Genomic DNA, 21,183 nt, shown 5'->3' with positions numbered 1-21,183 from the left:
GTAAGGGTTACCGCCCCTCGAATGCCCAAAGACGGGTCACACCGCCCCCGTTTGGCACACCTTCTGCAATCACCTGTGCCAGCTGCGCCCAGGCGCGCTCCACAAAAACAACGAGAAGGTATCCCTGATGGATAACGCCACCTCCCTGCCAGCCGGGGCGGCCAACGCGCCGGCCGCAGAAAAAACCACCGCCAGCCGCCTCAAATCGATCTTCAGCGGTTCCATCGGCAACATGGTCGAATGGTATGACTGGTACGTCTACGCAGCATTCTCGCTGTACTTCGCCAAGGCATTCTTCCCGGCGGGCGACTCCACCGCACAATTGCTCAACACCGCGGCGATCTTCGCCGTAGGCTTCCTGATGCGCCCCATCGGTGGCTGGCTGATGGGCCTGTACGCCGACCGCAAGGGCCGCAAGGCGGCGCTGATGGCCTCGGTACTGCTGATGTGCGCCGGCTCGCTGGTCATCGCCCTTACCCCCGGTTACGAAACCATAGGCGTCGCGGCCCCCGTTCTGCTGGTGATTGCGCGCCTGATGCAGGGCTTGTCGGTGGGTGGCGAATACGGCACCTCGGCCACCTACCTCAGTGAAATGGCCAGCAAGGACCGCCGTGGCTTCTTCTCGAGCTTCCAGTACGTCACGCTGATCTCCGGCCAGCTCATCGCCCTGGCTGTGCTGATCATCCTGCAACAAACCCTGACCACCGAGCAGCTGTATGCCTGGGGCTGGCGCGTACCGTTCGTGATCGGTGCCCTGTGCGCCGTGGTGGCCCTGTACCTGCGTCGCGGCATGGAAGAAACCGCCTCTTTCACCAAGAAGGAAAAGGCCAAGGAAAGCCTGATGCGCACCCTGATGCGCCACCCCAAGGAACTGCTGACCGTGGTCGGCCTGACCATGGGCGGCACCCTGGCGTTCTACACCTACACCACCTACATGCAGAAGTACCTGGTGAATACGGTGGGCATGAGCATCAGTGACTCCACCACCATCTCGGCCGCCACGCTGTTCCTGTTCATGTGCCTGCAACCGGTGATTGGCGGGTTGTCCGACAAGATCGGCCGCCGCCCCATCCTGATTGCCTTCGGTGTACTGGGCACGCTGTTCACCGTACCGATCCTCAGCACCCTGCACACTATCCAGACCTGGTGGGGCGCGTTCTTCCTGATCATGGCGGCGCTGATCATCGTCAGCGGCTACACCTCGATCAACGCGGTGGTAAAAGCCGAACTGTTCCCCACCGAAATCCGCGCCCTGGGTGTCGGCCTGCCCTACGCCCTGACGGTGTCGATCTTCGGTGGTACCGCTGAATACGTGGCGCTGTGGTTCAAGAGCGCGGGTATGGAAAGCGGGTTCTATTGGTACGTCACAGGTTGCATCGCCTGCTCCCTGCTGGTGTACGCCACCATGAAGGACACCAAGCAGCACTCCCGGATCACCACCGACTGATCGCTGCCGGTAACAACGAAAAAGGGCGCTCCAGTGATGGAAGCGCCCTTTTTCGTTGTGCCTACCCCTTAATACTCGATTAATTCCACAGCCAGATACTGCCCAGGCTGAATAATCATTTGCCCCAGCATCTTGAGAATCGCCGCCGCTCACGCGAAGGCAGGCATGTGAGTACACCAATATATCTAATAATACGATTATTTAACGCAGTATTATGCGCTTAACAATCAATATTGTAGGCGTAAAATGTGATGCATACCTACACAGTCACCCCTTCACTGGAGTAACCCTTATGAAAATCCACACCCTTCTTGCCTTCGTTCTGTCGTTGTCTGCTGCTGGCGCTTATGCCGAAGACGGTTTCGACCGTACCAAGGCGCACGGTTTTGCAGCGCCCCACGCACAGGCGTCCGGCTACGCAGAAGACGGCTTTGACCGCACCGGTGCCCAGCGCTTCGCGGAAGATGGCTTCGATCGCACCCATGGCCATCGCATCAGCTGACCCTACAGCGCTGCCTGATGATTTGCAGGCGGCCGCAGCCTTGGCACACTAGGGGCCCGTCAACCCAGGAGGTGGGCCGGCAAGCCCAGCACCGATGTACTACTACGAACCCGCACAAGGCCACGGCCTGCCGCATGACCCCTTCAACGCCATCGTTGGCCCCCGCCCGATCGGCTGGATCTCCTCCCAGGACCGCCAGGGCCGCCTGAACCTGGCGCCCTACAGCTTCTTCAATGCCTTCAACTACATCCCGCCGATCATCGGTTTCTGTAGCGTGGGGCGCAAAGACAGCCTGAACAACATTGAGCAGACTGGTGAGTTTGTCTGGAACCTGGCAACCCGGCCGTTGGCCGAGCAGATGAACCAGAGCTGCGCGGCAGTACTGCCGGAAGTGAACGAGTTCGAACTGAGCGGGCTCACGGCCGCCCCGTCGCGCATCGTCAAGGTGCCGCGGGTAGGCGAAACGCCGGTGGCCTTCGAGTGCAAGGTAACCCAGATCGTGCAACTGCAGCGTGCGGACCAGCAGCCGGTGCCCAGCTGGCTGATCCTGGGCGAGGTGGTGGCCGTGCATATTGCCGAGCACCTGCTCAAGGACGGCATCTACGACACCGCTGCCGCCGAACCCATCCTGCGTGGCGGCGGCCCGGCGGACTATTTCGAACTGGGCAACCTGTTCAAGATGGCCAGGCCGCAGGCCTGATCACCAGATCAGCTCGCCTGCTTCGCTCACACCTTGCAGGCGCTCCAACTCGGCCGTGGCCGCTTCATCGGCAGCCACGGCGCCCTTGAACACCTGCCCCTCCAGCACCTTGTGGAAGCGCGGTGCGCCGCCCATGCCCAGCGCCTTCACCGCGATGGCCGCGTGGTAGCCCCCGCCGTCCACCGGCACCATCGCCGAAACTGCCTCGAACTGTGCAAACTCCCTACGTGCCATAGTGCTTTCCGCGTGGTTGAAAGAGCCGTCATGTTACGCCAAGCAGCCCGGCAACGCGGCTGCCGCGTGCCATCGGTCAGCCAAAGGTGTGCAGGTCGAGGCTGCTGACCACTTCGGCCTGCACCAGCTCGCCGAACACCTGCAGCGTAGGCGAGGCGAAGTAGCCGTTCATCGCCTGCTGGTCCTGCCAGCTGCCGCTGAGCAACCACAGGTCGGCATCGGCCTGGGAGCGCTGCACGGTAAAGCTCAGGCAACCCGGGGCGCCCAGCGAAGGTTCGAGCAAGTCACGCAAGCGGGCGCCCAGCTCGGCCGAGCGGCCGTTACTGGCGCGGATGAAAGCAAGGTGGGTGACCGGTTGTTTGAGCGTCATTGCACCATCTCCCTGAAGCGGCGGTCGGGTAAGCCAGGCTGGCAAGGTTAGAGCGCCGCCCACTGTTCACGTTAGGCCAATACTGCACGCCGATTGCCTGATCCTGCCGCGCTGCAGGATCAGGCAATCGGCGTGCAGTATTCGACTAGCTTCATGTGTTGCCCAAACCTATGCTGCGTCGGTCAGCAGAGGAATGCCACCATGACCACCGCCCCGCCCCTAGACCCGCATCTGGAAACCCATCGCCAGGAGCTGGCCGCGCTGATCGGCCGCCATGCCGGCGATCCCCACGGGCCCGCCTCGGCCATCGACAACCTGTACCTGGTGCGCTACACCGAGAACGTACGCTCGGTGCCCACGCTGGCCCAACCTGCGCTGTGCATCCTGGCGCAAGGCAGCAAAAGCCTGTTTCTGGGCGACGAGCAATATGCCTACGACCCGCTGCACTACATGGTGGTGTCGGTGACCTTGCCGCTCAGTGCGGTAAAGCTCGATGCCAGCCCGCAGAACCCCAGCCTGGGCCTGCGCATGGACCTGGACCCTGCCGAGATCAGCCAGCTGATCGCCGAAAGCGGGCCGATGCTGGTGCCTAACCGGCCTTCGGGGCGGGGTTTGTACGTGGAAAAGACCGACGCCGCATTGCTCGATGCCTTGCTGCGGCTGATCCGCCTGTTGGACAGCCCTCGGGACATCGGCATGCTGGCGCCGCTGTTTCGGCGGGAAATCCTCTACCGTTTACTGCGCGGGCCCCAAGGCTATCGGCTGTACGAAATCGCCCTGGCCAACAGCCAGACCCACCGGGTGTGCCAGGCAATCAGCTGGCTCAATGAAAACTTCCAGCTGCCGCTGCGCATCGAGGACCTGGCCCGCGTGGTCAACCTCAGCACCTCCACCTTGCACCACCGCTTCAAGGCAGTGACCTCCATGAGCCCGCTGCAGTACCAGAAGCAGCTGCGCCTGCAGGAGGCCCGCAGGCTCATGCTCAATGACGGGCTGGAAGCCGCCGTGGCGGCCTATCGGGTGGGTTATGAAAGCCCCTCGCAGTTCAGCCGCGAATACAGCCGGTTGTATGGCGCGCCACCGATCCGCGACGTGGCACGCCTGCGCTCCAGTGCCGGCTAGGCACGCCGGCCTTCAGCCTGGCACAACCTGCTGCCACTGCTGTTGGTCGATGTGCAGCAGCGTCGGGCCGCTGCGTCGGGCCGCCTGGGCCAGCGCTGTGTGCAATTGCGACACATCGGCCACGTGTTCAGCCGCCGCACCCAGCGCCTGAGCCACGGCGACGAAGTCGGGGGTATGAATGTCTACCCCGACCGGCTCGATGGCCCGGTTGACCATGTACTTCTTGATCTCTTCATAGCCCTGGTTATTCCACAACAGCACGATCAGGGGCACCTGCGCCTGCACCGCACTGGCCAGCTCCGGCAAGGTGAACTGCAACCCGCCGTCGCCAATCAGGCACACCGCTGGCGCGCGGTCTTGGCTTTTGACCGCACTACCCAGCCACGCCCCCATCGCGGCAGGCAGTGCATAACCCAGGGTGCCGTAGCCGGTCGATGCATTGAACCAGCGCCGCGGTCGGTCCATGTCCAAGGTGAAATTGCCGGCGTACACCGGCTGGGTCGAATCGCCCACCAGAATGGCGTCCGGCAAGCTTTGCAGCGTGGCTGTCAGCAAGCGCGTCTGGCTCAAGGTAGCCTGGTCCCATTGCCGAGCCACGGCCAGGCGCAGTGCCGCCACCCGGTCAACACCCCACCCCGCCTGGTACACAGGCTGCCGGCCACGCAGGGCAGCGAGCAGCCCCTCCAAGGCCAACCTGGCGTCTGCCACCAGCGCAAGCGCTGGCACGTAGTTACGCACGGTCTGGTCAGGGTCGATATCAATGCGCAGCAGACTGCCTGGGATTTCGAAGCCACCCTGGAAGGTCACGTCGTAATCGGTTTCGCCAAGCTCGGTGCCAATGGCAAGCACTACATCGGCCTCCGCCACCAGTGCACGGGTCGCCTGCAGCGACTGTGTCGAACCGATCAGCAGCGGATGGGCCGCAGGTAACAGGCCCTTGGCGTTGATGGTCAAGGCCACGGGCGCCTGCAGATGCTCGGCCAACTGCACCAGCGCCTCACTGGCCGCCAGGGCACCGCCCCCTACCAGCAGCAGCGGCCGCTTGGCCACTGCCAGGCGTTCGGCCATCTGGCTCAAGGGCTGTGGTGCAGGCCCCGCCCTGTGGGTACGCACAGGCCTTGCCGGCAGCAAGTGGTCGGCAGGCTCCACCAGCACGTCCAGGGGGATCTCGATGTGAACAGGCCGTGGCCGGGCGCCCTCGAACACCGCAAACGCCCGCGCCAGTACCGCGGGCAGCTCGCCCGCGCTCATCAAGGTGTGGGAAAACGCCGCCACGCCCGCGACCAGTGCGCCCTGATCGGGCAACTCGTGCAGCTTGCCACGGCCACCGCCCAGTTGGTTGCGGGCCTGCACACTGGAAATGACCAGCATCGGGATGGAGTCCGCATAGGCCTGGCCCATGGCGGTGGTGATATTGGTCATGCCTGGCCCGGTGATGATGAAACACACCCCAGGTTGACCCCGGGTACGGGCATACCCGTCGGCCATGAAGCCTGCGCCTTGCTCATGGCGTGGCGTAATGTGCGTAATGGCAGCACCCGCCAGGCCACGGTACAGCTCGACGGTATGCACACCAGGAATGCCGAAGACATGGTCCACGCCATAAGCCTCAAGCCACTTCACCAACACTTCGCCACAAGTTGTCATGCGCTTCCACCCTGTTCATGCATCGGACAAGGGCTTATTGGACGCAACGATGGCCTACCCGCACAATGCAAAAATACACATACTTGCCATGTCCTGAAATCATGGCTGCTTCCAATGAATCGCTTACCTCCCCTGCCTGCACTGCACACGTTTCTGGTCACTGCCCAGCATTGCAATTTCACCCGCGCTGGCCAGCAGCTGCATATCACCCAAGGGGCTGTGAGCCGCCAGATCGCGGCCCTGGAAGCACACCTGGGTTACCCGCTGTTCCAGCGCCAGGCCAGAGGCCTGAGCCTGACCCGCGAAGGCCTCGACTGGCTGCCTCGGGTACAGCAGGTGTTTACCCTCATCGAGCAGGGTGTGCGTGAGGTGGGTGGGCACAGCAGCACCCTGCAACTCAAGGCGCCGACCTGTGTGATGCGCTGGCTGCTGCCGCGCCTGATGCAATGGCAGGCCCTGCGCCCGGAGGTGCCGGTGGAACTGACCACCACCGTGCAGCATGGCGTGGACCTGCACCGGGAAGGCTTCGATGCCGCTGTGGTCTATGGCGCTGCACCGCCCCAGGGGCTGCGGGCGTACAAGCTGTTCGATGAGCAACTCACCCCGGTCTGCGCGCCGTCGCTACGCGAAGGCCTACCCCCTTTGTTGCAGCCCCAGGACCTGGGCCAGCACATGCTGCTGCATCCGTCGCGGGACGAGCGGGACTGGCATACCTGGCTGCAGGCCGCCGGGCTGACCCTGAGCGGTCGAGGGCACAAACAGCATTTCGAGACGCTGGACATGGCCATGGCCATGGCTGCGCAAGGCACGGGCGTTGCCATCGGTGACTGGGCGCTGATCGGCGAAGACCTGCGCGCAGGGCGCCTGTGTACGCCGTTCGCCTTGAGGGTGAGGACCGGCAAGGGCTACTACCTGGTCAGCCAAGCCAAGGGCCTGGCACCTGGGTTGGTCGAGTTGCTGGCGTGGCTGCAGGCCTGTGCCAGCACTGACCCTGCGGATCAATACCCGGCCGTGAAGCGCTGACGCGAATGCCGGGGGGTGTCCAGTTCATCGAGCAAGGCAATTGCATAATCGGCAAAGGTAATCCAGCTTTTGCCGTCGGCCGCGATCAGCAAGTGGTCCTTGCCGAGCACGTAGTGCCCGCTACGTTCGCCTTCGACGAACTCGGCCGAGGGCGACAGAAAGGTCCAGTCAAGGTCGGTTTCCTGCTGCAACGCCTCAAGAAACCGCACCCCACCACTGGCCTCGGCCTTGTAGGCTTCCGGGAAATCCGGGCTGTCGATTACCCGCTGCCCGGAAGGCAACAGCAGGCTACCGGCGCCACCGACCACCAACAGCCGCTTCACACCTGCGCGCTTGACCGGCTGAATGATGGCCTCGGGTTCGATACTGGCAAAGTGTGCAGCGCTGAGCACCGCGTCCACGCCCGTCAGCGCTGCCTGCAACGCAGCACTGTCGTTCACGTCCAGCGCCTGCACCGTGACCCCTTCACGGCCCTGCAAGGCCGATGGGTTTCGCGCGATGGCCAACACACTGTGGCCACGGCGCAAGGCTTCCGCCACCAACTGGCTGCCGGCACGGCCAGTCGCACCGATGATTGCAATGTTGCTCATGGGTCATGCTCCTTCAGTAAGTTCGGGTTACCACTTCATCTCGCCTTTGGCGACCTTGGCACTGAGCGCCAGCGAACTCTCGTCGGCCAGCCCCGGGTAACGCTGTTTCATGGCGTCGATCAGTTGCGCAGCATCGTGGGCCTTGGCCGTTTCGGCATCGAAGTCACGTATGTAGCCTGCCGTGAAGCGCACAGCTGCCAGTGACCGGCTGCCGGTGCCCAGGTAGTGGCCGGGCACAACCGTTTCGGGCGCCAGCGCCTCGATAGCGGCCAGGGTGGCCAGCCAGGCCTGGTGGGACTGCGCCGATTGGGTATCGGCCATCCACACATAGATGTTTTCAGACACCACCACCCCGCCCACCACGGCCTTGATCGAAGGTATCCAGACGTAACTGCGGTCCGGTTGCGGCCCGCCCAGGCCGCGCACTTCCAGGGCCTGGCCTTCCAGCATCAGGCGATCACCTGCCAGCACCTGCGGCACGATCAGCTTTGCAGGTTTGTCCGCGCCCATTTGTGGCCCCCAGTAGGCCAGCTTGGCAGCCATGGTCTGGCGGATATGCGCCACGGTCGGCGCCGATGCCAGCACTTTGGCCTGCGGGAAGGCCCGGGTCAGCGTGTCGAGGCCAAAGTAGTAGTCGGGGTCGCCATGGCTGATGTAGATGGCGGTCAGGCGCTTGCCCCCCGTGCGCAGGCGTTGCACCAGTTGCTCGGCCTGGGCCTTGCCGAACTGGGCGTCGACCAGCACGGCATCGTGCTCGCCGCTGACGATGACCGAGCTCACCGGGAAGATGGCCTGCTCCCCGGGGTTGTAGACGTCCAACTGCAAAGGGGCTGCAGCCAGTGCCTGCCCGGCCAACGCCAGGCAGGCCACAAGCATCACGCGTAAGGGTTTGAGAAGAGGCATGGGGGGAAACCTTTCAGATTGGCAATGCCCCACAGCATAGTTGCCGGAACCAGTACAAAAAATGCGATCCTGCGACATAGTTTGTTTCTGGAATCGAGCAAATCATGGACCGCCTTACCGCAATGCGCGTTTTTGTCACCGTGGTCGACCTGGGTAGCCAATCAGCGGCGGCCGATCATCTGCAACTGTCGCGGCCTGTGGTGTCACGCTACCTGGCAGAGCTGGAAGCCTGGGTGGGCGCGCGGCTCATGCAGCGCACCACGCGCAAGCTGAGCCTCACCACCGCCGGCGAAGAGGTGCTGCCACGCTGCCGGCAGATGCTGGACATGGCCACAGACCTGCAAAGCGCCGTGCAGCAGCCGGATGACGCGCCACGCGGTGCGCTGCGCATCAGCGTGAGCACGTCGTTTGGCCAGGCTCAGCTGGCCGATGCAGTGGCCGATTACGTGCGCCGCTACCCAGGGGTGAACGTGGAATTGCAGATGCTCGACCGCACCGTCAACCTGGTGGACGAACGCATCGACCTGGCGATACGCACCAGCAATGATCTGGACCCCAACCTGATTGCCCGCAGGCTCAGCGTGTGCCGGTCGGTGATCTGCGCCGCACCGTCCTACCTCAGTGAGCACGGCACGCCCCAGCGCGTCGAAGAGCTTACCCGCCACAACTGCCTCACCCATGCCTACTTCGGCCATGGCCTGTGGCATTTCGAGGAGGGCGGGCAGCAGGTGGCCATACCCGTGTCAGGCAATATCAGCGCGAACGAGGCAATGACGCTGCAGAAGGCCACACTTGCCGGCGCAGGCATTGCCATGCTGCCCACCTATCAGGCTGCCGATGCCTTGCGCAACGGGCAGCTGATTCGGCTGGTACCCAAGGCCAAGCCACGGGAGCTGAGCCTGAATGCGGTCTACACCTCGCGCAAGCACATGCCCGCAACGCTGCGCAGCATGCTGGATTTTCTTGCGCAGCGCTTCAAGGACGAGCCGGCGTGGGACGTAGGCCTCTGACCCCGCGCCGGCGGGGCAAGGTCACTCCTCTACGCTCATGTACTCCTTGGCCCAGCGGATGTAGTCCTCAGGCTGGGTATAGGTGTGAGAGAGCTCTGTGGCGCTGAGGTTTTCCGATTTGTTCTGCTGGCCGCGCTGCAGGCGCAGGCAGTCGTAGGTGGCCTTGATCGACGCAAAGTAAGCGGCATGGCCATCGACCACGATGCGCACGCCCAGGCGGGCCAAGCGCTCGTCATCGCGCAGGTTGGGGTTGCCGTAGGTGACCAGCATCAGCGGCACCGTCAGGTGGCTGGCAATCTGCTCCAGCTGTTCGAAGTCCTTTACCCCCACCATGCAGATGCCATCGGCACCGGCCTTCTGGTAGCTCTGGGTACGCACGATGATTTCTTCAGTGCTGAGCACCCCGGCATTGGTGCGGGCGATGATCGACAGCGACGCGTCAACGCGCGCCTCCACGGCCGCACGAATTTTGCCCACCCCTTCTTCGACCGAAATCAGGTCGGTGGATTTGCGCCCGAACTGCGCGGGCAGCAGCGTGTCCTCGATGGTGAGCGCGGCAACCCCTGCCCGCTCCAGCTCGATCACGGTACGCATCACATTCAACGCGTTGCCATAGCCGTGGTCCGCGTCGGCCAGTACCGGCAGCTGCGCCACCCGGCCAATGCGGGTGGCCTGCTCGACGAATTCGCTCAGGGTGATCAGGGCAAAGTCAGGTGCAGCCAGCACCTGCAGCGAGGCAACCGAACCACCCAGAATGCCCACCTCGAAGCCCAGGTCCGAGGCGATGCGCGCCGACATGGGGTCGAACACCGAAGCGGTGTGGTAGCAAGAACCTGAAGCGAGCAGCTCGCGGAAGGCAAAACGCAGATCTTGATGGGAAGCCTTGGGCATGATCACTCCACTATTGAAGAAATTTGAACGGTAACTACAGACCCCTGAATCGGGTTTGCCTGACCTGTATCGAACCTTGCCATCAGCGCAAGGCCATGTTCGACATGCAGGCAGAGGAATAATAGGTGCGGGAGCCAGGGGCCTCGGCGGTGACCTGCAATAACGCACCAAGCTGGTGCAATACGCGGCCTCTGGGGCTTCTGGCATACCAACGATATCACGCGGCCATGGTGCACTGGATGAATGCGCCAATGCCGATCTTGCATAGGCGATGCTGATAGTACATAGGAAGCTACCTAAGTCGGGTTACAATTCAGCGTCCTTCAACGCACCACTGCGTGTCGAAGCCTGCCATCGACAGACAAGGTAAATTCGTGACCGCCGCCCTGCCCCCTACCGCTTTGCGCAACGTGCTCACTGCCCTGATGCTGGCCATTTTCCTGGGCGCACTGGACCAGACCATCGTGGCCGTGTCGCTCCCGGCCATCTCTGCCCAGTTCGACGACGTCGGCCTGCTGGCCTGGGTCATCTCGGGGTACATGGTGGCGATGACCGTCGCGGTGCCGATCTATGGCAAGCTCGGAGACCTGTACGGGCGCAGGCGCATGATTCTGACCGGCATCAGCCTGTTCACCCTGGCCTCGATCGCCTGCGCCCTGGCCCAGGACATGCAGCAACTGGTACTGGCCAGGGTACTGCAAGGGGTTGGCGCCGGCGGCATGGTGTCGGTAAGCCAGGCGATCATCGGCGACTTCGTGCCACCGCGCGAGCGTGGCCGCTACCAGGGGTATTTCAGCAGCATGTACGCGGTCGCCAGCGTCGCCGGGCCAGTGCTGGGCGGCTGGCTGACCGAATACCTGTCATGGCGCTGGGTGTTCTGGATCAACCTGCCGCTGGGGGCGGTGGCGCTCTGGGCGATCCAGCGGGCACTGGCTGGCATGCCGGTGCAGCACCGCCAGGCTCAGGTGGACTACCTGGGCGCCGTGCTGCTGATCCTCGGCCTGGGCAGCCTGTTGCTGGGCATAACCCTGGTGGGGCAAGGCCACGCCTGGGCCGACCCCGCCGTGCTGGTCCTGTTCGCCTGCGCGGTAATGGGCCTGGCCCTGTTCATAGCCCATGAGCGCCGCTGCGCCGAGCCATTGCTGCCCCTGGCGCTGTTCGGCAACCGGGTGGCGGTGCTGTGCTGGGCGGTGATCTTCTTCGCCAGCTTCCAGTCCATTTCACTGACCATGCTCATGCCCCTGCGCTACCAGGGCATCACCGGCAGTGGCGCCGACAGTGCGGCCCTGCACCTGCTGCCCCTGGCCATGGGCTTGCCCATCGGTGCATTTACCGGCGGGCGCCTGACCTCCCTGACTGGGCGCTACAAGCCGCAGATTCTTGCCGGCGCACTGATGATGCCGTGCGCCATCTTCGCCATGGCGCTGACCCCACCCCAGGCGGGGCTGTTGAGTGCGCTGTTCATGCTGATCACCGGTATCGCCTGCGGGCTGCAATTTCCGACTTCGCTGGTGGGTACGCAAAGCGCGGTGGATATTCGGGACATCGGCGTGGCCACCAGCACCACCAACCTGTTCCGCTCGCTTGGGGGCGCCATGGGTGTGGCGTGCATGTCCAGCCTGCTGCTCGCCCTGTTGCACCAGGGCGGTTTCGCACTGCTGGACAATCCGCTGCTGGGCAGCCTCAAGGCCGGTCAGGTAGACCCGCACACCCCGGCACGCTTGCTGACCACATTCCGCCACCTGTTGATGGGCAGCGCAGTCGTCGGCCTGGTGGGGGTGCTGGTAGCGGTGGCGCTGCCGGACCGTCAATTACGCGGTCACTAGCAGCCATCACGAGAGCAGGGGGAAATATGCCCTCACAAACCTTAACAAAGTGTTATTTGCGCATCGCCGGGCTCAAGCGCAGCATATCCAGCCCGGCATCAACCCATTTTTCACCGTCGCCAAGCAAGTCCACGCTTTCGGGTAGCAGCAGCCAGCGCCGGATCAGGCCGTCGATGTAAGAAAACATCGCCGCCGCCCCGCGCTCCACGTCCAACCCTTCGGGCAGTTGGCCACGGCGCACGGCATTGGCAAGGGCCAGGGTGATGCCTTTATGGCAATCCAGTACCGCCGCCTGGCGCTGCTGGCGGATTTCGCACATATCATCGGTGAACTCGCACTTGTGATGCAGAATCTCATTGATACGCCGGGTTCTGGCGTCGAGCACCAGCTCGTTGAACACCTGCAGCAACAGCTTGCGCATGCAGTCGAGCGGGTCCATCTCGTCTTCGCTCTCACTGGCGCGTGCAAGGTGGTCATGGGTTTCGTGCAGGCTATCGAGCAACGCCTGCACCAGTTCGGCTTTATTATTGAAGTGCCAGTAGATCGCCCCGCGCGTCACACCCGCCAGTTCGGCGATGTCGGCCAGGGTGGTTCGCGCGACCCCGCGCTTGTAGAAAGCCTTTTCCGCTGCCTCGATGATCTGGGCGCGAGTTTCCTGGGCTTCCTCTTTGGTTCTACGGACCATGGCAGTACAACCTCATCTGGCCCGCACGTGAGACTGCGTGCGGGAAAGCTCCGGGGCACCTCTGCTGGGGGCCTCACGGATCAAGCTAATCAAGGGCTGTAGTGGTAACGGAGTACAACTCAGCGGTATTTACAAACAACCATGAATGTAAGTATATTCCTTAGCAAGCTATTTATCCACCGGGTAACCTGTTATCCGGATCAAGACTCTTCCACTACTCTTGAGCGTCTCCCTGCTCCAGCGCCCCGAGGATACTCATGCAATTCAAGCCAGCCGTTACCGCTCTGGTTTCCGCCGTCGCCCTGGCAACCCTGCTCAGTGGCTGCAAGAAAGAAGAAGCGTCAGCGCCCGCAGCGCAGGCTCCTCAGGTCGGCGTCGTCACCCTTCAGCCCCAGGCTTTCACCTTGACCACCGAGCTGCCGGGGCGCACCACCGCCTACCGGGTTGCCGAAGTGCGCCCGCAGGTCAATGGCATCATCCTCAAGCGCCTGTTCAAGGAAGGCAGCGAGGTGAAGCAGGGCCAGCAGCTGTACCAGATCGACCCTGCGGTGTACGAGGCGAACCTGGCCAATGCCCAGGCCGACCTTCAGGCAACCCGCTCGCTGGCCGATCGCTACAAGCAGCTGATCGATGAACAAGCGGTTTCCCGGCAGGAATACGATGACGCCAATGCCAAGCGCCTGCAGGCAGAAGCGTCGCTCAAGAGCGCCCAGATCGACTTGCGCTACACCAAGGTCATGGCACCGATCAGCGGCCGGATCGGCCGTTCTGCGGTGACCGAGGGCGCGCTGGTGAACAATGGCCAGACCAACGCCATGGCCACCATCCAGCAACTGGACCCGATCTACGTCGACGTCACCCAGTCCACTGCCGAACTGCTCAAATTGCGCCGTGACCTTGAAAGCGGCCAACTGCAGAAGGCCGGCGATAACGCCGCCTCGGTGCAGCTGGTGCTGGAGGACGGCAGCCTGTTCAAGCAGGAAGGCCGCCTGGAATTCTCGGAAGTGGCAGTGGACGAAACCACCGGCTCGGTCACCCTGCGCGCCATCTTCGCCAACCCTGACCACACGCTGCTGCCAGGCATGTTCGTGCACGCGCGGCTCAAGGCCGGCGTCAACGCCAATGCCATCCTCGCCCCGCAGCAGGGTGTAACCCGCGACCTCAAGGGCGCGCCCACAGCGCTGGTGGTCGGCAAGGACAACAAGGTCGAGCTGCGCCAGCTCAAGGCCAACCGTACCCTTGGCAGCGACTGGCTGATCGAGGAAGGCCTGAACCCGGGCGACCGCCTGATCACCGAAGGCCTGCAGTACGTGCGCCCTGGCGTCGAGGTCAAGGTCAGCGACGCCACCAACGTCAAGAAGCCGGGTAGCCCTGAACAGGGCAACGCAGCGCCAGCAGACGCCAAAGCGGAGTAAACCATGTCGAAGTTCTTTATCGATCGCCCGATCTTCGCCTGGGTGATCGCCTTGGTGATCATGCTGGTCGGCGCCCTGTCGATCCTGAAGCTGCCGATCAACCAGTACCCGAGCATTGCGCCACCGGCCATCGCCATCGCCGTGACCTACCCGGGCGCCTCGGCGCAGACCGTGCAGGACACCGTGGTGCAGGTAATCGAGCAGCAGCTCAACGGTATCGACAACCTGCGGTACGTGTCGTCTGAAAGCAACTCCGACGGCAGCATGACCATCACCGCCACCTTCGAACAGGGCACCAACGCTGACACCGCGCAGGTTCAGGTTCAGAACAAGCTGAACCTGGCCACGCCCCTGTTGCCGCAGGAAGTGCAGCAGCAGGGTATCCGCGTCACCAAGGCAGTGAAGAACTTCCTGCTGGTGATCGGCCTGGTGTCCGAAGACGGCAGCATGACCAAGGACGACCTGGCCAACTACATCGTCTCCAACATGCAAGACCCGATCTCGCGTACCGCAGGTGTGGGCGACTTCCAGGTGTTCGGCGCCCAGTACGCCATGCGCATCTGGCTGGATCCGGCCAAGCTGAACAAGTTCCAGCTGACCCCGGTGGACGTTAAAACCGCCGTGGCCGCGCAGAACGTGCAGGTTTCCTCCGGCCAGCTTGGCGGCTTGCCGGCCATGCCGGGTACCCAGCTGAACGCCACCATCATCGGCAAGACCCGCCTGCAAACCGCCGAGCAGTTCAAGAAGATTCTGCTCAAGGTCAACAGCGACGGCTCCCAGGTACGCCTGGGCGACGTCGCAGACGTTGGCCTGGGTGGTGAAAACTATGCCGTCAGTGCCCAGTTCAACGGCAAGCCGGCGTCGGGCCTTGCGGTCAAGCTGGCCACCGGTGCCAACGCCCTGGACACTGCCAAGGCACTGCGCCAGACCATTGCCGACCTGGAGCCGTTCTTCCCGCCGGGGGTCAAGGCCGTATTCCCCTATGACACCACGCCGGTGGTCACCGAATCGATCAGCGGGGTTATCCACACCCTGATCGAAGCCGTGGTCCTGGTGTTCCTGGTGATGTACCTGTTCCTGCAGAACTTCCGCGCCACCATCATCACCACCATGACGGTACCGGTGGTGTTGCTGGGCACCTTCGGCATCCTTGCCGCAGCGGGCTTCAGCATCAACACCCTGACCATGTTCGCCATGGTGCTGGCCATCGGCCTGCTGGTGGACGACGCCATCGTCGTGGTCGAGAACGTCGAGCGGGTCATGTCCGAAGAAGGCTTGCCGCCCAAGGAGGCGACCAAGCGCTCGATGGAGCAGATCCAGGGGGCCCTGGTGGGTATCGCCCTGGTGCTGTCGGCGGTACTGCTGCCCATGGCCTTCTTCGGCGGCTCCACCGGGGTAATCTACCGGCAGTTCTCCATCACCATCGTCTCGGCCATGGGCCTGTCGGTGCTGGTGGCGCTGGTGTTCACCCCGGCCCTGTGCGCCACCATGCTCAAGCCGCTGAAAAAGGGCGAGCACCACGTGGCCAAAGGTGGTTTCTTCGGCTGGTTCAACCGCAACTTCGACCGTAGCGTGAACGGCTACGAGCGCAGCGTGGGCGCCATCCTGCGCAACAAGATTCCGTTCCTGCTGGCCTATGCACTCATCGTGGTGGGCATGATCTGGCTGTTCACGCGCATTCCAACGGCGTTCCTGCCTGAAGAAGACCAGGGTGTACTGTTTGCCCAGGTACAGACCCCGGCGGGTTCCAGTGCGGAGCGCACCCAGGCGGTGGTCGACCAGATGCGCGAGTACCTGCTCAAGGACGAAGCGGACACGGTATCGTCGGTGTTCACCGTGAACGGCTTCAACTTCGCCGGCCGTGGCCAGAGCTCGGGCATGGCGTTCATCATGCTCAAGCCGTGGGGTGAGCGTTCGGCCGAAAACAGCGTGTTCGGCCTGGCCCAGCGTGCCCAGCAGCACTTCTTCAGCTTCCGTGACGCGATGGTGTTCGCCTTCGCCCCGCCTGCCGTGCTCGAGCTGGGTAACGCCACCGGCTTCGACGTGTTCCTGCAGGACCGTGGTGGCGTCGGCCACGCCAAGCTGATGGAGGCGCGCAACCAGTTCCTGGCCAAGGCGTCGCAAAGCAAGATCCTCGCCGGCGTGCGCCCCAACGGCCTGAACGATGAGCCGCAGTACCAGCTGACCATCGATGACGAACGTGCCAGCGCCCTGGGCGTGACCATCTCCGACATCAACAACACCCTGTCGATTGCCTTGGGCGCCAGCTACGTCAACGACTTCATCGACCGCGGCCGGGTCAAGAAGGTGTACATCCAGGGTGAGGCGAATGCCCGCATGAGCCCGGAAGACCTGCAGAAGTGGTACGTGCGCAATGGCGCAGGCGAAATGGTGCCGTTCTCCTCGTTCGCCAAGGGTGAATGGACCTACGGTTCGCCCAAGCTGTCGCGCTACAACGGTGTAGAGGCCATGGAAATCCTCGGTGCCCCGGCCCCTGGCTACAGCACGGGTGAGGCCATGGCCGAGGTCGAGCGGATTGCCGGCGAGCTGCCAAGTGGTGTTGGCTTCGCCTGGACCGGCATGTCCTACGAGGAAAAACTGTCCGGTTCGCAGATGCCGGCCTTGTTCGCCCTCTCGGTACTGTTCGTGTTCCTGTGCCTGGCAGCGCTGTACGAAAGCTGGTCGATCCCTATCGCAGTCGTGCTGGTAGTACCGCTGGGTATCATCGGTGCGCTGATCGCCACCAGCCTGCGCGGGCTGTCCAACGACGTGTACTTCCTGGTGGGCCTGTTGACCACCATCGGTCTGGCGGCGAAAAACGCCATTCTGATCGTCGAGTTCGCCAAGGAACTGCACGAACAGGGCCGCAGCCTGTATGACGCAGCCATCGAGGCCTGCCGCATGCGTCTGCGCCCGATCATCATGACCTCGCTGGCGTTCATTCTGGGCGTGGTACCGTTGACCATCGCCAGCGGCGCCGGGGCCGGCAGCCAGCACGCCATCGGTACTGGCGTGATCGGCGGCATGATCAGCGCCACCGTACTGGCAATCTTCTGGGTACCGCTATTCTTCGTCGCAGTGTCGTCGCTGTTCGGCAGCAAAGAGCCGAAAAAGGACGATACCCCTGAAACCCCACGTTATGAGGCTGGGCAATGACCAAGTCTTTGTTGTCCCTGGCAGTGACCGCTTTCGTACTTGGCGGCTGCTCGCTTATCCCCGATTACAAAACCCCGGAAGCGCCGGTGGCTGCCCAGTGGCCACAAGGTCCGGCGTACTCGCCAACCCAGTCGGCCAACGTCGCCGCCGCCGAGCAAGGCTGGCGTCAGTTCTTCAACGACCCAGCGCTGCAGCAGTTGATCCAGACCGCGCTGGTGAACAACCGCGACCTGCGTGTGGCAGCACTGAACATCGACGCCTACCGTGCGCAATACCGCATCCAGCGCGCCGACCTGTTCCCTGCGGTCTCGGCCACCGGCAGCGGTAACCGCCAGCGCGTGCCGGCCAACATGTCGCAGACGGGTCAGTCAGCCATCACCAGCCAGTACTCGGCCACGCTGGGTGTGAGCGCCTACGAACTGGACCTGTTCGGCCGTGTTCGCAGCCTTTCCGAACAGGCTCTGGAAACGTACCTGTCCAGCGAGCAGGCACGCCGCTCCACGCAGATCAGCCTGGTGGCCAGCGTGGCCAACGCCTATTACACCTGGCAGGCCGACCAGGCCCTGTTCAAGCTGACTGAGGACACCCTCAAAAACTACCAGGAAAGCTTCAACCTCACGCGTCGCAGCAACGAAGTGGGCGTGGCATCGGCACTGGACCTGAGCCAGGCACGCACCGCCGTCGAGGGCGCGCGGGTGAAGTATTCCCAGTACCAGCGCCTGGTTGCCCAGGACGTGAACAGCCTCACCGTGCTGCTGGGCACCGGTATCCCGAACAACCTGCCTGAGCCGCTCAAGCTGGATGCCGATCAGTTGGCCGACGTGCCGGCTGGCCTGCCTTCGGACCTGCTGCAGCGGCGCCCGGACATCCAGGAGGCCGAGCACCTGCTCAAGGCCGCCAACGCCAACATCGGCGCCGCGCGGGCTGCGTTCTTCCCGAGCATCAGCCTGACCGCCAACGCGGGCACGCTCAGCCCTGACATGGGTGGGCTGTTCAAGGGCGGTTCGGGCACCTGGTTGTTCCAGCCGCAGATCAACCTGCCGATCTTCAACGCCGGCAGCCTCCGGGCCAGCCTGGATTACTCGAAAATCCAGAAGGACATCAACGTCGCCAAGTACGAAAAGACCATCCAGACCGCCTTCCAGGAAGTCTCGGATGGCCTGGCGGCGCGCAAGACCTTCGAAGAGCAGTTGCAGGCGCAACGCGACCTGGTGCAGGCCAACCAGGATTACTACCGCCTGGCCGAGCGCCGCTACCGCATCGGCATCGACAGCAACCTGACCTACCTCGATGCCCAGCGCAACCTGTTCAGTGCCCAGCAAGCGCTGATCGGTGACCGCCTTTCGCAGCTGACCAGCGAGGTCAACCTGTACAAGGCGCTGGGCGGCGGTTGGTATGAGCGCACTGGCCAGGCCAACCAGCAAGCGGCGGTGCAAACGCCCCAAGGCTGACGCCATTGTTGTACGCAGGCGTGGCGCCCGCCGCCCTTGCGTACAACAATTAACTAACTGGAACATTCCGTTCGATTATCGCCCCATTCCGTCTGCGGCGAATTGCCTCTCCCCCGCACCACCCCGCACCATCTTCCCCACGCAACGTTGCCCCGGTTTACGGAATACCGACCGCCTCAGCCGGCCTGCGCCTGCAAGGCACCGATTCGCCCATAAAAACAAGAGATCCACGACACATGAGCACTTTGCCACCCGCACGCCAGCTGCTGCCCGGCCTGTTGGCCATGTCCTGCGCTTTCCCTCTGTACGCCGCCGAAGGGGGGTTCATGGAGGACGCCAAGGCCACGCTCAACCTGCGCAACTTCTACATCAACCGCAATTTCGTCGACCCGGCACATGCTCAGGGCAAGGCCGAGGAATGGACGCAAAGCTTCATTCTGGATGCCCGCTCCGGCTTCACTCAGGGCACTGTCGGCTTCGGTGTGGATGTACTGGGGCTGTACTCGGTCAAGCTCGACGGTGGCAGGGGTACCACCAACACTCAACTGCTGCCGGTGCACGATGACGGCCGCCCGGCCGACGACTTCGGCAGGCTTGGGGTAGCGCTGAAGGCCAAGCTGTCCCAGACCGAACTGAAAGTCGGTGAATGGATGCCGGTGCTGCCGATTCTGCGCTCGGACGATGGCCGGTCGTTGCCCCAGACCTTCCGTGGCGGCCAGCTGACCTCGAAGGAAATCGCTGGGCTGACCCTGTACGCCGGGCAGTTCCGCGGCAACAGCCCGCGCAACGACGCCAGCATGGACGACATGTCGCTCACCGGCCGCGCCGCCATCACCTCCGACCGCTTCAACTTCGCCGGTGGTGAGTACACCTTCAACGACAAGCGCACGATGATCGGCCTGTGGGATGCCCAGCTCAAGGACATCTACCGCCAGCAGTACCTCAACCTGGTGCACAGCCAGCCGCTGGGCGACTGGGCCCTGGGTGCCAACCTGGGCTACTTCATCGGCAAGGAAGATGGCTCCGAGCGGGCCGGCAAGCTGGACAACCGCACCGCCTCGGCCATGCTCTCGGCACGCTACCAAGGCCATACCTTCTACGTCGGCCTGCAGAAGGTCAGCGGCGACAACGCCTGGATGCGGGTCAACGGCACCAGCGGCGGCACCCTGGCCAACGACAGCTACAACTCAAGCTTCGACAATGCCAAGGAGCGCTCGTGGCAGGTTCGCCATGACTTCAACTTCGCCACTGTCGGCGTACCGGGGCTGACCCTGATGAACCGCTACATCAAAGGTGACAACGTCACTGCGGGCCGTGTAGATGACGGCAAGGAATGGGCCCGGGAGACGGAACTGGCCTACGTGATCCAGGCCGGCACCTTCAAGGACCTGTCGCTGAAATGGCGAAACTCCACCATGCGCCGTGACTTCAGCACCAACGCGTTCGATGAGAACCGGCTGATCGTGAGTTACCCCCTCAACCTTCTGTAAGCGCTTGGCTGCACAAGGCCCGCCCCGCTTGCCGGGTGCGGGCTCGCCATTCGTCTGGCTGATGATGGTGGAGCCTGGGGCTATCCTGAGCTATATCGGGAGCAACATCCCGATCAGGCACGACAGGAGGCACAACAATGAAAACCCTCGCCGAGCACCTGAGCCAGTACGCCAGCTACCACCGCGACCCGCGCAACATCGCCACCCATTTCATCGGCATCCCCATGATCGTGCTGGCCGTGGCCATCCTGCTGTCGCGCCCTGGCTGGGAGGTAGCCGGTGTATGGCTGTCCCCTGCCCTGCTCGCGGTGGTGGCTGCTGTCTGGTTTTACCTGCGGCTGGATATCCCGTTCGGCCTGGTGATGGGGCTGTTGCTGGGGCTGTGCCTGTGGGTAGGCCAGGCGCTGGCGGTGCAGGCTACCGCAGTGTGGCTTATGGTCGGCCTGGGTGCATTCGTGGTGGGTTGGGTGATCCAGTTCGTGGGGCATTACTACGAGGGGCGTAAACCGGCATTCGTCGATGACGTCAGCGGCCTGATCATCGGCCCGCTGTTCGTGGTGGCTGAAGCGGCGTTCATGCTGGGCCTGCGTTCATCCCTCAAGCGCAGCATTGATACGGATTGAGGTTGCGTGAGGGCCGCCAGGGGCCTGCCTTGAGGGTTTTTTCGGCGGTGAGATCGAGCGCCGCCCGCGCGGCGCATCGCGAGCTTTGCTCGCTCCTA

At 63.3% G+C, this 21,183-nt stretch carries 18 protein-coding genes and 1 pseudogene; 12 read left to right on the top strand and 7 right to left on the bottom strand.

Going from position 1 to position 21,183, the window contains the following annotated elements; translation table 11 throughout:
- Nucleotides 1-127: 127 nt before the first annotated feature.
- The 3 genes and pseudogenes from IAE36_RS20575 to IAE36_RS20565 all read left to right on the top strand — a co-directional run bounded on the left by IAE36_RS20575 (nucleotide 128) and on the right by IAE36_RS20565 (nucleotide 2,649).
- A complete protein-coding gene (locus tag IAE36_RS20575; RefSeq protein ID WP_028635093.1) occupies nucleotides 128-1,447 on the top strand; it encodes an MFS transporter in 1,320 nt (439 codons plus the stop codon).
- 292 nt (nucleotides 1,448-1,739) lie between these two features.
- Nucleotides 1,740-1,946 (top strand): annotated as a pseudogene (locus IAE36_RS20570) (heme utilization protein); the annotation flags it as partial.
- A 97-nt stretch (nucleotides 1,947-2,043) separates the two neighbouring features.
- A complete protein-coding gene (locus tag IAE36_RS20565) occupies nucleotides 2,044-2,649 on the top strand; it encodes a flavin reductase family protein (RefSeq protein WP_028635094.1) in 606 nt (201 codons plus the stop codon).
- On the opposite strand, the gene IAE36_RS20560 is transcribed toward IAE36_RS20565, so the two are convergent.
- Entirely contained in the window at nucleotides 2,650-2,883 is a 234-nt protein-coding gene (locus tag IAE36_RS20560; RefSeq protein WP_201214321.1) for a hypothetical protein, read from the bottom strand.
- Nucleotides 2,884-2,959: 76 nt separating this feature from the next.
- A complete protein-coding gene (locus IAE36_RS20555; RefSeq protein WP_028635096.1) occupies nucleotides 2,960-3,253 on the bottom strand; it encodes a putative quinol monooxygenase in 294 nt (97 codons plus the stop codon).
- Nucleotides 3,254-3,454: 201 nt separating this feature from the next.
- Between IAE36_RS20555 and IAE36_RS20550 the strand changes: the two genes are divergently transcribed.
- On the top strand, nucleotides 3,455-4,375 hold the full coding sequence (locus tag IAE36_RS20550) for an AraC family transcriptional regulator (RefSeq protein ID WP_201214319.1): 921 nt from the start codon (nucleotides 3,455-3,457) through the stop codon (nucleotides 4,373-4,375).
- A 12-nt stretch (nucleotides 4,376-4,387) separates the two neighbouring features.
- Here IAE36_RS20550 and IAE36_RS20545 read toward each other — a convergent pair whose 3' ends face one another.
- Nucleotides 4,388-6,022, bottom strand: coding sequence for a 5-guanidino-2-oxopentanoate decarboxylase (locus IAE36_RS20545; protein WP_201214317.1), 1,635 nt, complete (start codon nucleotides 6,020-6,022; stop codon nucleotides 4,388-4,390).
- Between the two features lie 114 nt (nucleotides 6,023-6,136).
- Here IAE36_RS20545 and IAE36_RS20540 point away from each other — a divergent pair, with 114 nt between their 5' ends.
- On the top strand, nucleotides 6,137-7,045 hold the full coding sequence (locus IAE36_RS20540) for a LysR substrate-binding domain-containing protein (RefSeq protein WP_201214316.1): 909 nt from the start codon (nucleotides 6,137-6,139) through the stop codon (nucleotides 7,043-7,045).
- Here IAE36_RS20540 and IAE36_RS20535 read toward each other — a convergent pair.
- Together IAE36_RS20535 and IAE36_RS20530 are read right to left on the bottom strand one after the other, a co-directional pair.
- The gene (locus IAE36_RS20535) at nucleotides 7,021-7,635 is read right to left on the bottom strand and encodes an NAD(P)-dependent oxidoreductase (RefSeq protein ID WP_201214315.1); all 615 of its coding nucleotides are present in this window, start codon (nucleotides 7,633-7,635) and stop codon (nucleotides 7,021-7,023) included. The genes IAE36_RS20540 and IAE36_RS20535 overlap by 25 nt on opposite strands.
- Nucleotides 7,636-7,662: 27 nt before the next feature.
- Nucleotides 7,663-8,538, bottom strand: a complete 876-nt coding sequence (locus IAE36_RS20530) for an MBL fold metallo-hydrolase (RefSeq protein ID WP_201214312.1) — start codon at nucleotides 8,536-8,538, stop codon at nucleotides 7,663-7,665.
- Between the two features lie 104 nt (nucleotides 8,539-8,642).
- On the opposite strand from IAE36_RS20530, the gene IAE36_RS20525 reads away from it, so the two are divergent.
- Complete coding sequence (locus tag IAE36_RS20525; protein WP_201214309.1) at nucleotides 8,643-9,548, top strand: LysR family transcriptional regulator; 906 nt, start codon at nucleotides 8,643-8,645, stop codon at nucleotides 9,546-9,548.
- Between the two features lie 21 nt (nucleotides 9,549-9,569).
- Here the strand turns inward: IAE36_RS20525 and IAE36_RS20520 are convergent, their stop codons facing one another.
- Nucleotides 9,570-10,439 (bottom strand): isocitrate lyase/PEP mutase family protein, encoded by an 870-nt coding sequence (locus tag IAE36_RS20520; RefSeq protein WP_028635103.1) that lies wholly within the window; start codon nucleotides 10,437-10,439, stop codon nucleotides 9,570-9,572.
- Between the two features lie 374 nt (nucleotides 10,440-10,813).
- On the opposite strand from IAE36_RS20520, the gene IAE36_RS20515 reads away from it, so the two are divergent.
- Entirely contained in the window at nucleotides 10,814-12,265 is a 1,452-nt protein-coding gene (locus IAE36_RS20515; protein ID WP_201214306.1) for an MDR family MFS transporter, read from the top strand.
- 52 nt (nucleotides 12,266-12,317) lie between these two features.
- Here IAE36_RS20515 and ttgR read toward each other — a convergent pair whose 3' ends face one another.
- Entirely contained in the window at nucleotides 12,318-12,950 is a 633-nt protein-coding gene (gene ttgR, locus IAE36_RS20510) for an efflux transport transcriptional regulator TtgR (RefSeq protein ID WP_201164042.1), read from the bottom strand.
- Nucleotides 12,951-13,207: 257 nt separating this feature from the next.
- Here ttgR and IAE36_RS20505 point away from each other — a divergent pair, with 257 nt between their 5' ends.
- The 5 genes from IAE36_RS20505 to IAE36_RS20485 all read left to right on the top strand — a co-directional run bounded on the left by IAE36_RS20505 (nucleotide 13,208) and on the right by IAE36_RS20485 (nucleotide 21,085).
- Nucleotides 13,208-14,365: an efflux RND transporter periplasmic adaptor subunit gene (locus tag IAE36_RS20505; protein ID WP_028635106.1), complete on the top strand. Its 1,158-nt coding sequence runs from the start codon at nucleotides 13,208-13,210 to the stop codon at nucleotides 14,363-14,365.
- A 3-nt stretch (nucleotides 14,366-14,368) separates the two neighbouring features.
- Nucleotides 14,369-17,521, top strand: coding sequence for a multidrug efflux RND transporter permease subunit TtgB (ttgB, locus tag IAE36_RS20500; protein ID WP_060482462.1), 3,153 nt, complete (start codon nucleotides 14,369-14,371; stop codon nucleotides 17,519-17,521).
- The gene (locus tag IAE36_RS20495; RefSeq protein ID WP_201214303.1) at nucleotides 17,518-18,972 is read left to right on the top strand and encodes an AdeC/AdeK/OprM family multidrug efflux complex outer membrane factor; all 1,455 of its coding nucleotides are present in this window, start codon (nucleotides 17,518-17,520) and stop codon (nucleotides 18,970-18,972) included. The genes ttgB and IAE36_RS20495 overlap by 4 nt, the downstream gene beginning before the upstream one ends.
- Before the next feature lie 236 nt (nucleotides 18,973-19,208).
- Nucleotides 19,209-20,462, top strand: coding sequence for an OprD family porin (locus IAE36_RS20490; protein ID WP_201214300.1), 1,254 nt, complete (start codon nucleotides 19,209-19,211; stop codon nucleotides 20,460-20,462).
- A 137-nt stretch (nucleotides 20,463-20,599) separates the two neighbouring features.
- A complete protein-coding gene (locus IAE36_RS20485) occupies nucleotides 20,600-21,085 on the top strand; it encodes an Mpo1 family 2-hydroxy fatty acid dioxygenase (RefSeq protein WP_201214298.1) in 486 nt (161 codons plus the stop codon).
- Nucleotides 21,086-21,183: the final 98 nt, after the last annotated feature.

The organism is Pseudomonas sp. S36 (genome assembly GCF_016647875.1).
In the GTDB taxonomy this organism is placed as follows: domain Bacteria; phylum Pseudomonadota; class Gammaproteobacteria; order Pseudomonadales; family Pseudomonadaceae; genus Aquipseudomonas; species Aquipseudomonas parafulva.
Note: the sequence above shows the minus strand (reverse complement) of the source record. Positions and strands in the feature narration are given on the sequence as shown.

What these genes read in the sequence shown, in the direction of transcription:
- IAE36_RS20560 (WP_201214321.1), bottom strand. Translation starts at nt 2,883, where the DNA reads ATGGCACGTAGGGAGTTTGCACAGTTCGAGGCAGTTTCGGCGATGGTG.
- IAE36_RS20575 (WP_028635093.1), top strand. Translation starts at nt 128, where the DNA reads ATGGATAACGCCACCTCCCTGCCAGCCGGGGCGGCCAACGCGCCGGCC.
- IAE36_RS20550 (WP_201214319.1), top strand. Translation starts at nt 3,455, where the DNA reads ATGACCACCGCCCCGCCCCTAGACCCGCATCTGGAAACCCATCGCCAG.
- IAE36_RS20540 (WP_201214316.1), top strand. Translation starts at nt 6,137, where the DNA reads ATGAATCGCTTACCTCCCCTGCCTGCACTGCACACGTTTCTGGTCACT.
- IAE36_RS20495 (WP_201214303.1), top strand. Translation starts at nt 17,518, where the DNA reads ATGACCAAGTCTTTGTTGTCCCTGGCAGTGACCGCTTTCGTACTTGGC.
- IAE36_RS20525 (WP_201214309.1), top strand. Translation starts at nt 8,643, where the DNA reads ATGGACCGCCTTACCGCAATGCGCGTTTTTGTCACCGTGGTCGACCTG.
- IAE36_RS20485 (WP_201214298.1), top strand. Translation starts at nt 20,600, where the DNA reads ATGAAAACCCTCGCCGAGCACCTGAGCCAGTACGCCAGCTACCACCGC.
- IAE36_RS20490 (WP_201214300.1), top strand. Translation starts at nt 19,209, where the DNA reads ATGAGCACTTTGCCACCCGCACGCCAGCTGCTGCCCGGCCTGTTGGCC.
- IAE36_RS20565 (WP_028635094.1), top strand. Translation starts at nt 2,044, where the DNA reads ATGTACTACTACGAACCCGCACAAGGCCACGGCCTGCCGCATGACCCC.
- IAE36_RS20520 (WP_028635103.1), bottom strand. Translation starts at nt 10,439, where the DNA reads ATGCCCAAGGCTTCCCATCAAGATCTGCGTTTTGCCTTCCGCGAGCTG.
- IAE36_RS20555 (WP_028635096.1), bottom strand. Translation starts at nt 3,253, where the DNA reads ATGACGCTCAAACAACCGGTCACCCACCTTGCTTTCATCCGCGCCAGT.
- IAE36_RS20535 (WP_201214315.1), bottom strand. Translation starts at nt 7,635, where the DNA reads ATGAGCAACATTGCAATCATCGGTGCGACTGGCCGTGCCGGCAGCCAG.
- ttgB (WP_060482462.1), top strand. Translation starts at nt 14,369, where the DNA reads ATGTCGAAGTTCTTTATCGATCGCCCGATCTTCGCCTGGGTGATCGCC.
- ttgR (WP_201164042.1), bottom strand. Translation starts at nt 12,950, where the DNA reads ATGGTCCGTAGAACCAAAGAGGAAGCCCAGGAAACTCGCGCCCAGATC.
- IAE36_RS20505 (WP_028635106.1), top strand. Translation starts at nt 13,208, where the DNA reads ATGCAATTCAAGCCAGCCGTTACCGCTCTGGTTTCCGCCGTCGCCCTG.
- IAE36_RS20530 (WP_201214312.1), bottom strand. Translation starts at nt 8,538, where the DNA reads ATGCCTCTTCTCAAACCCTTACGCGTGATGCTTGTGGCCTGCCTGGCG.
- IAE36_RS20545 (WP_201214317.1), bottom strand. Translation starts at nt 6,022, where the DNA reads ATGACAACTTGTGGCGAAGTGTTGGTGAAGTGGCTTGAGGCTTATGGC.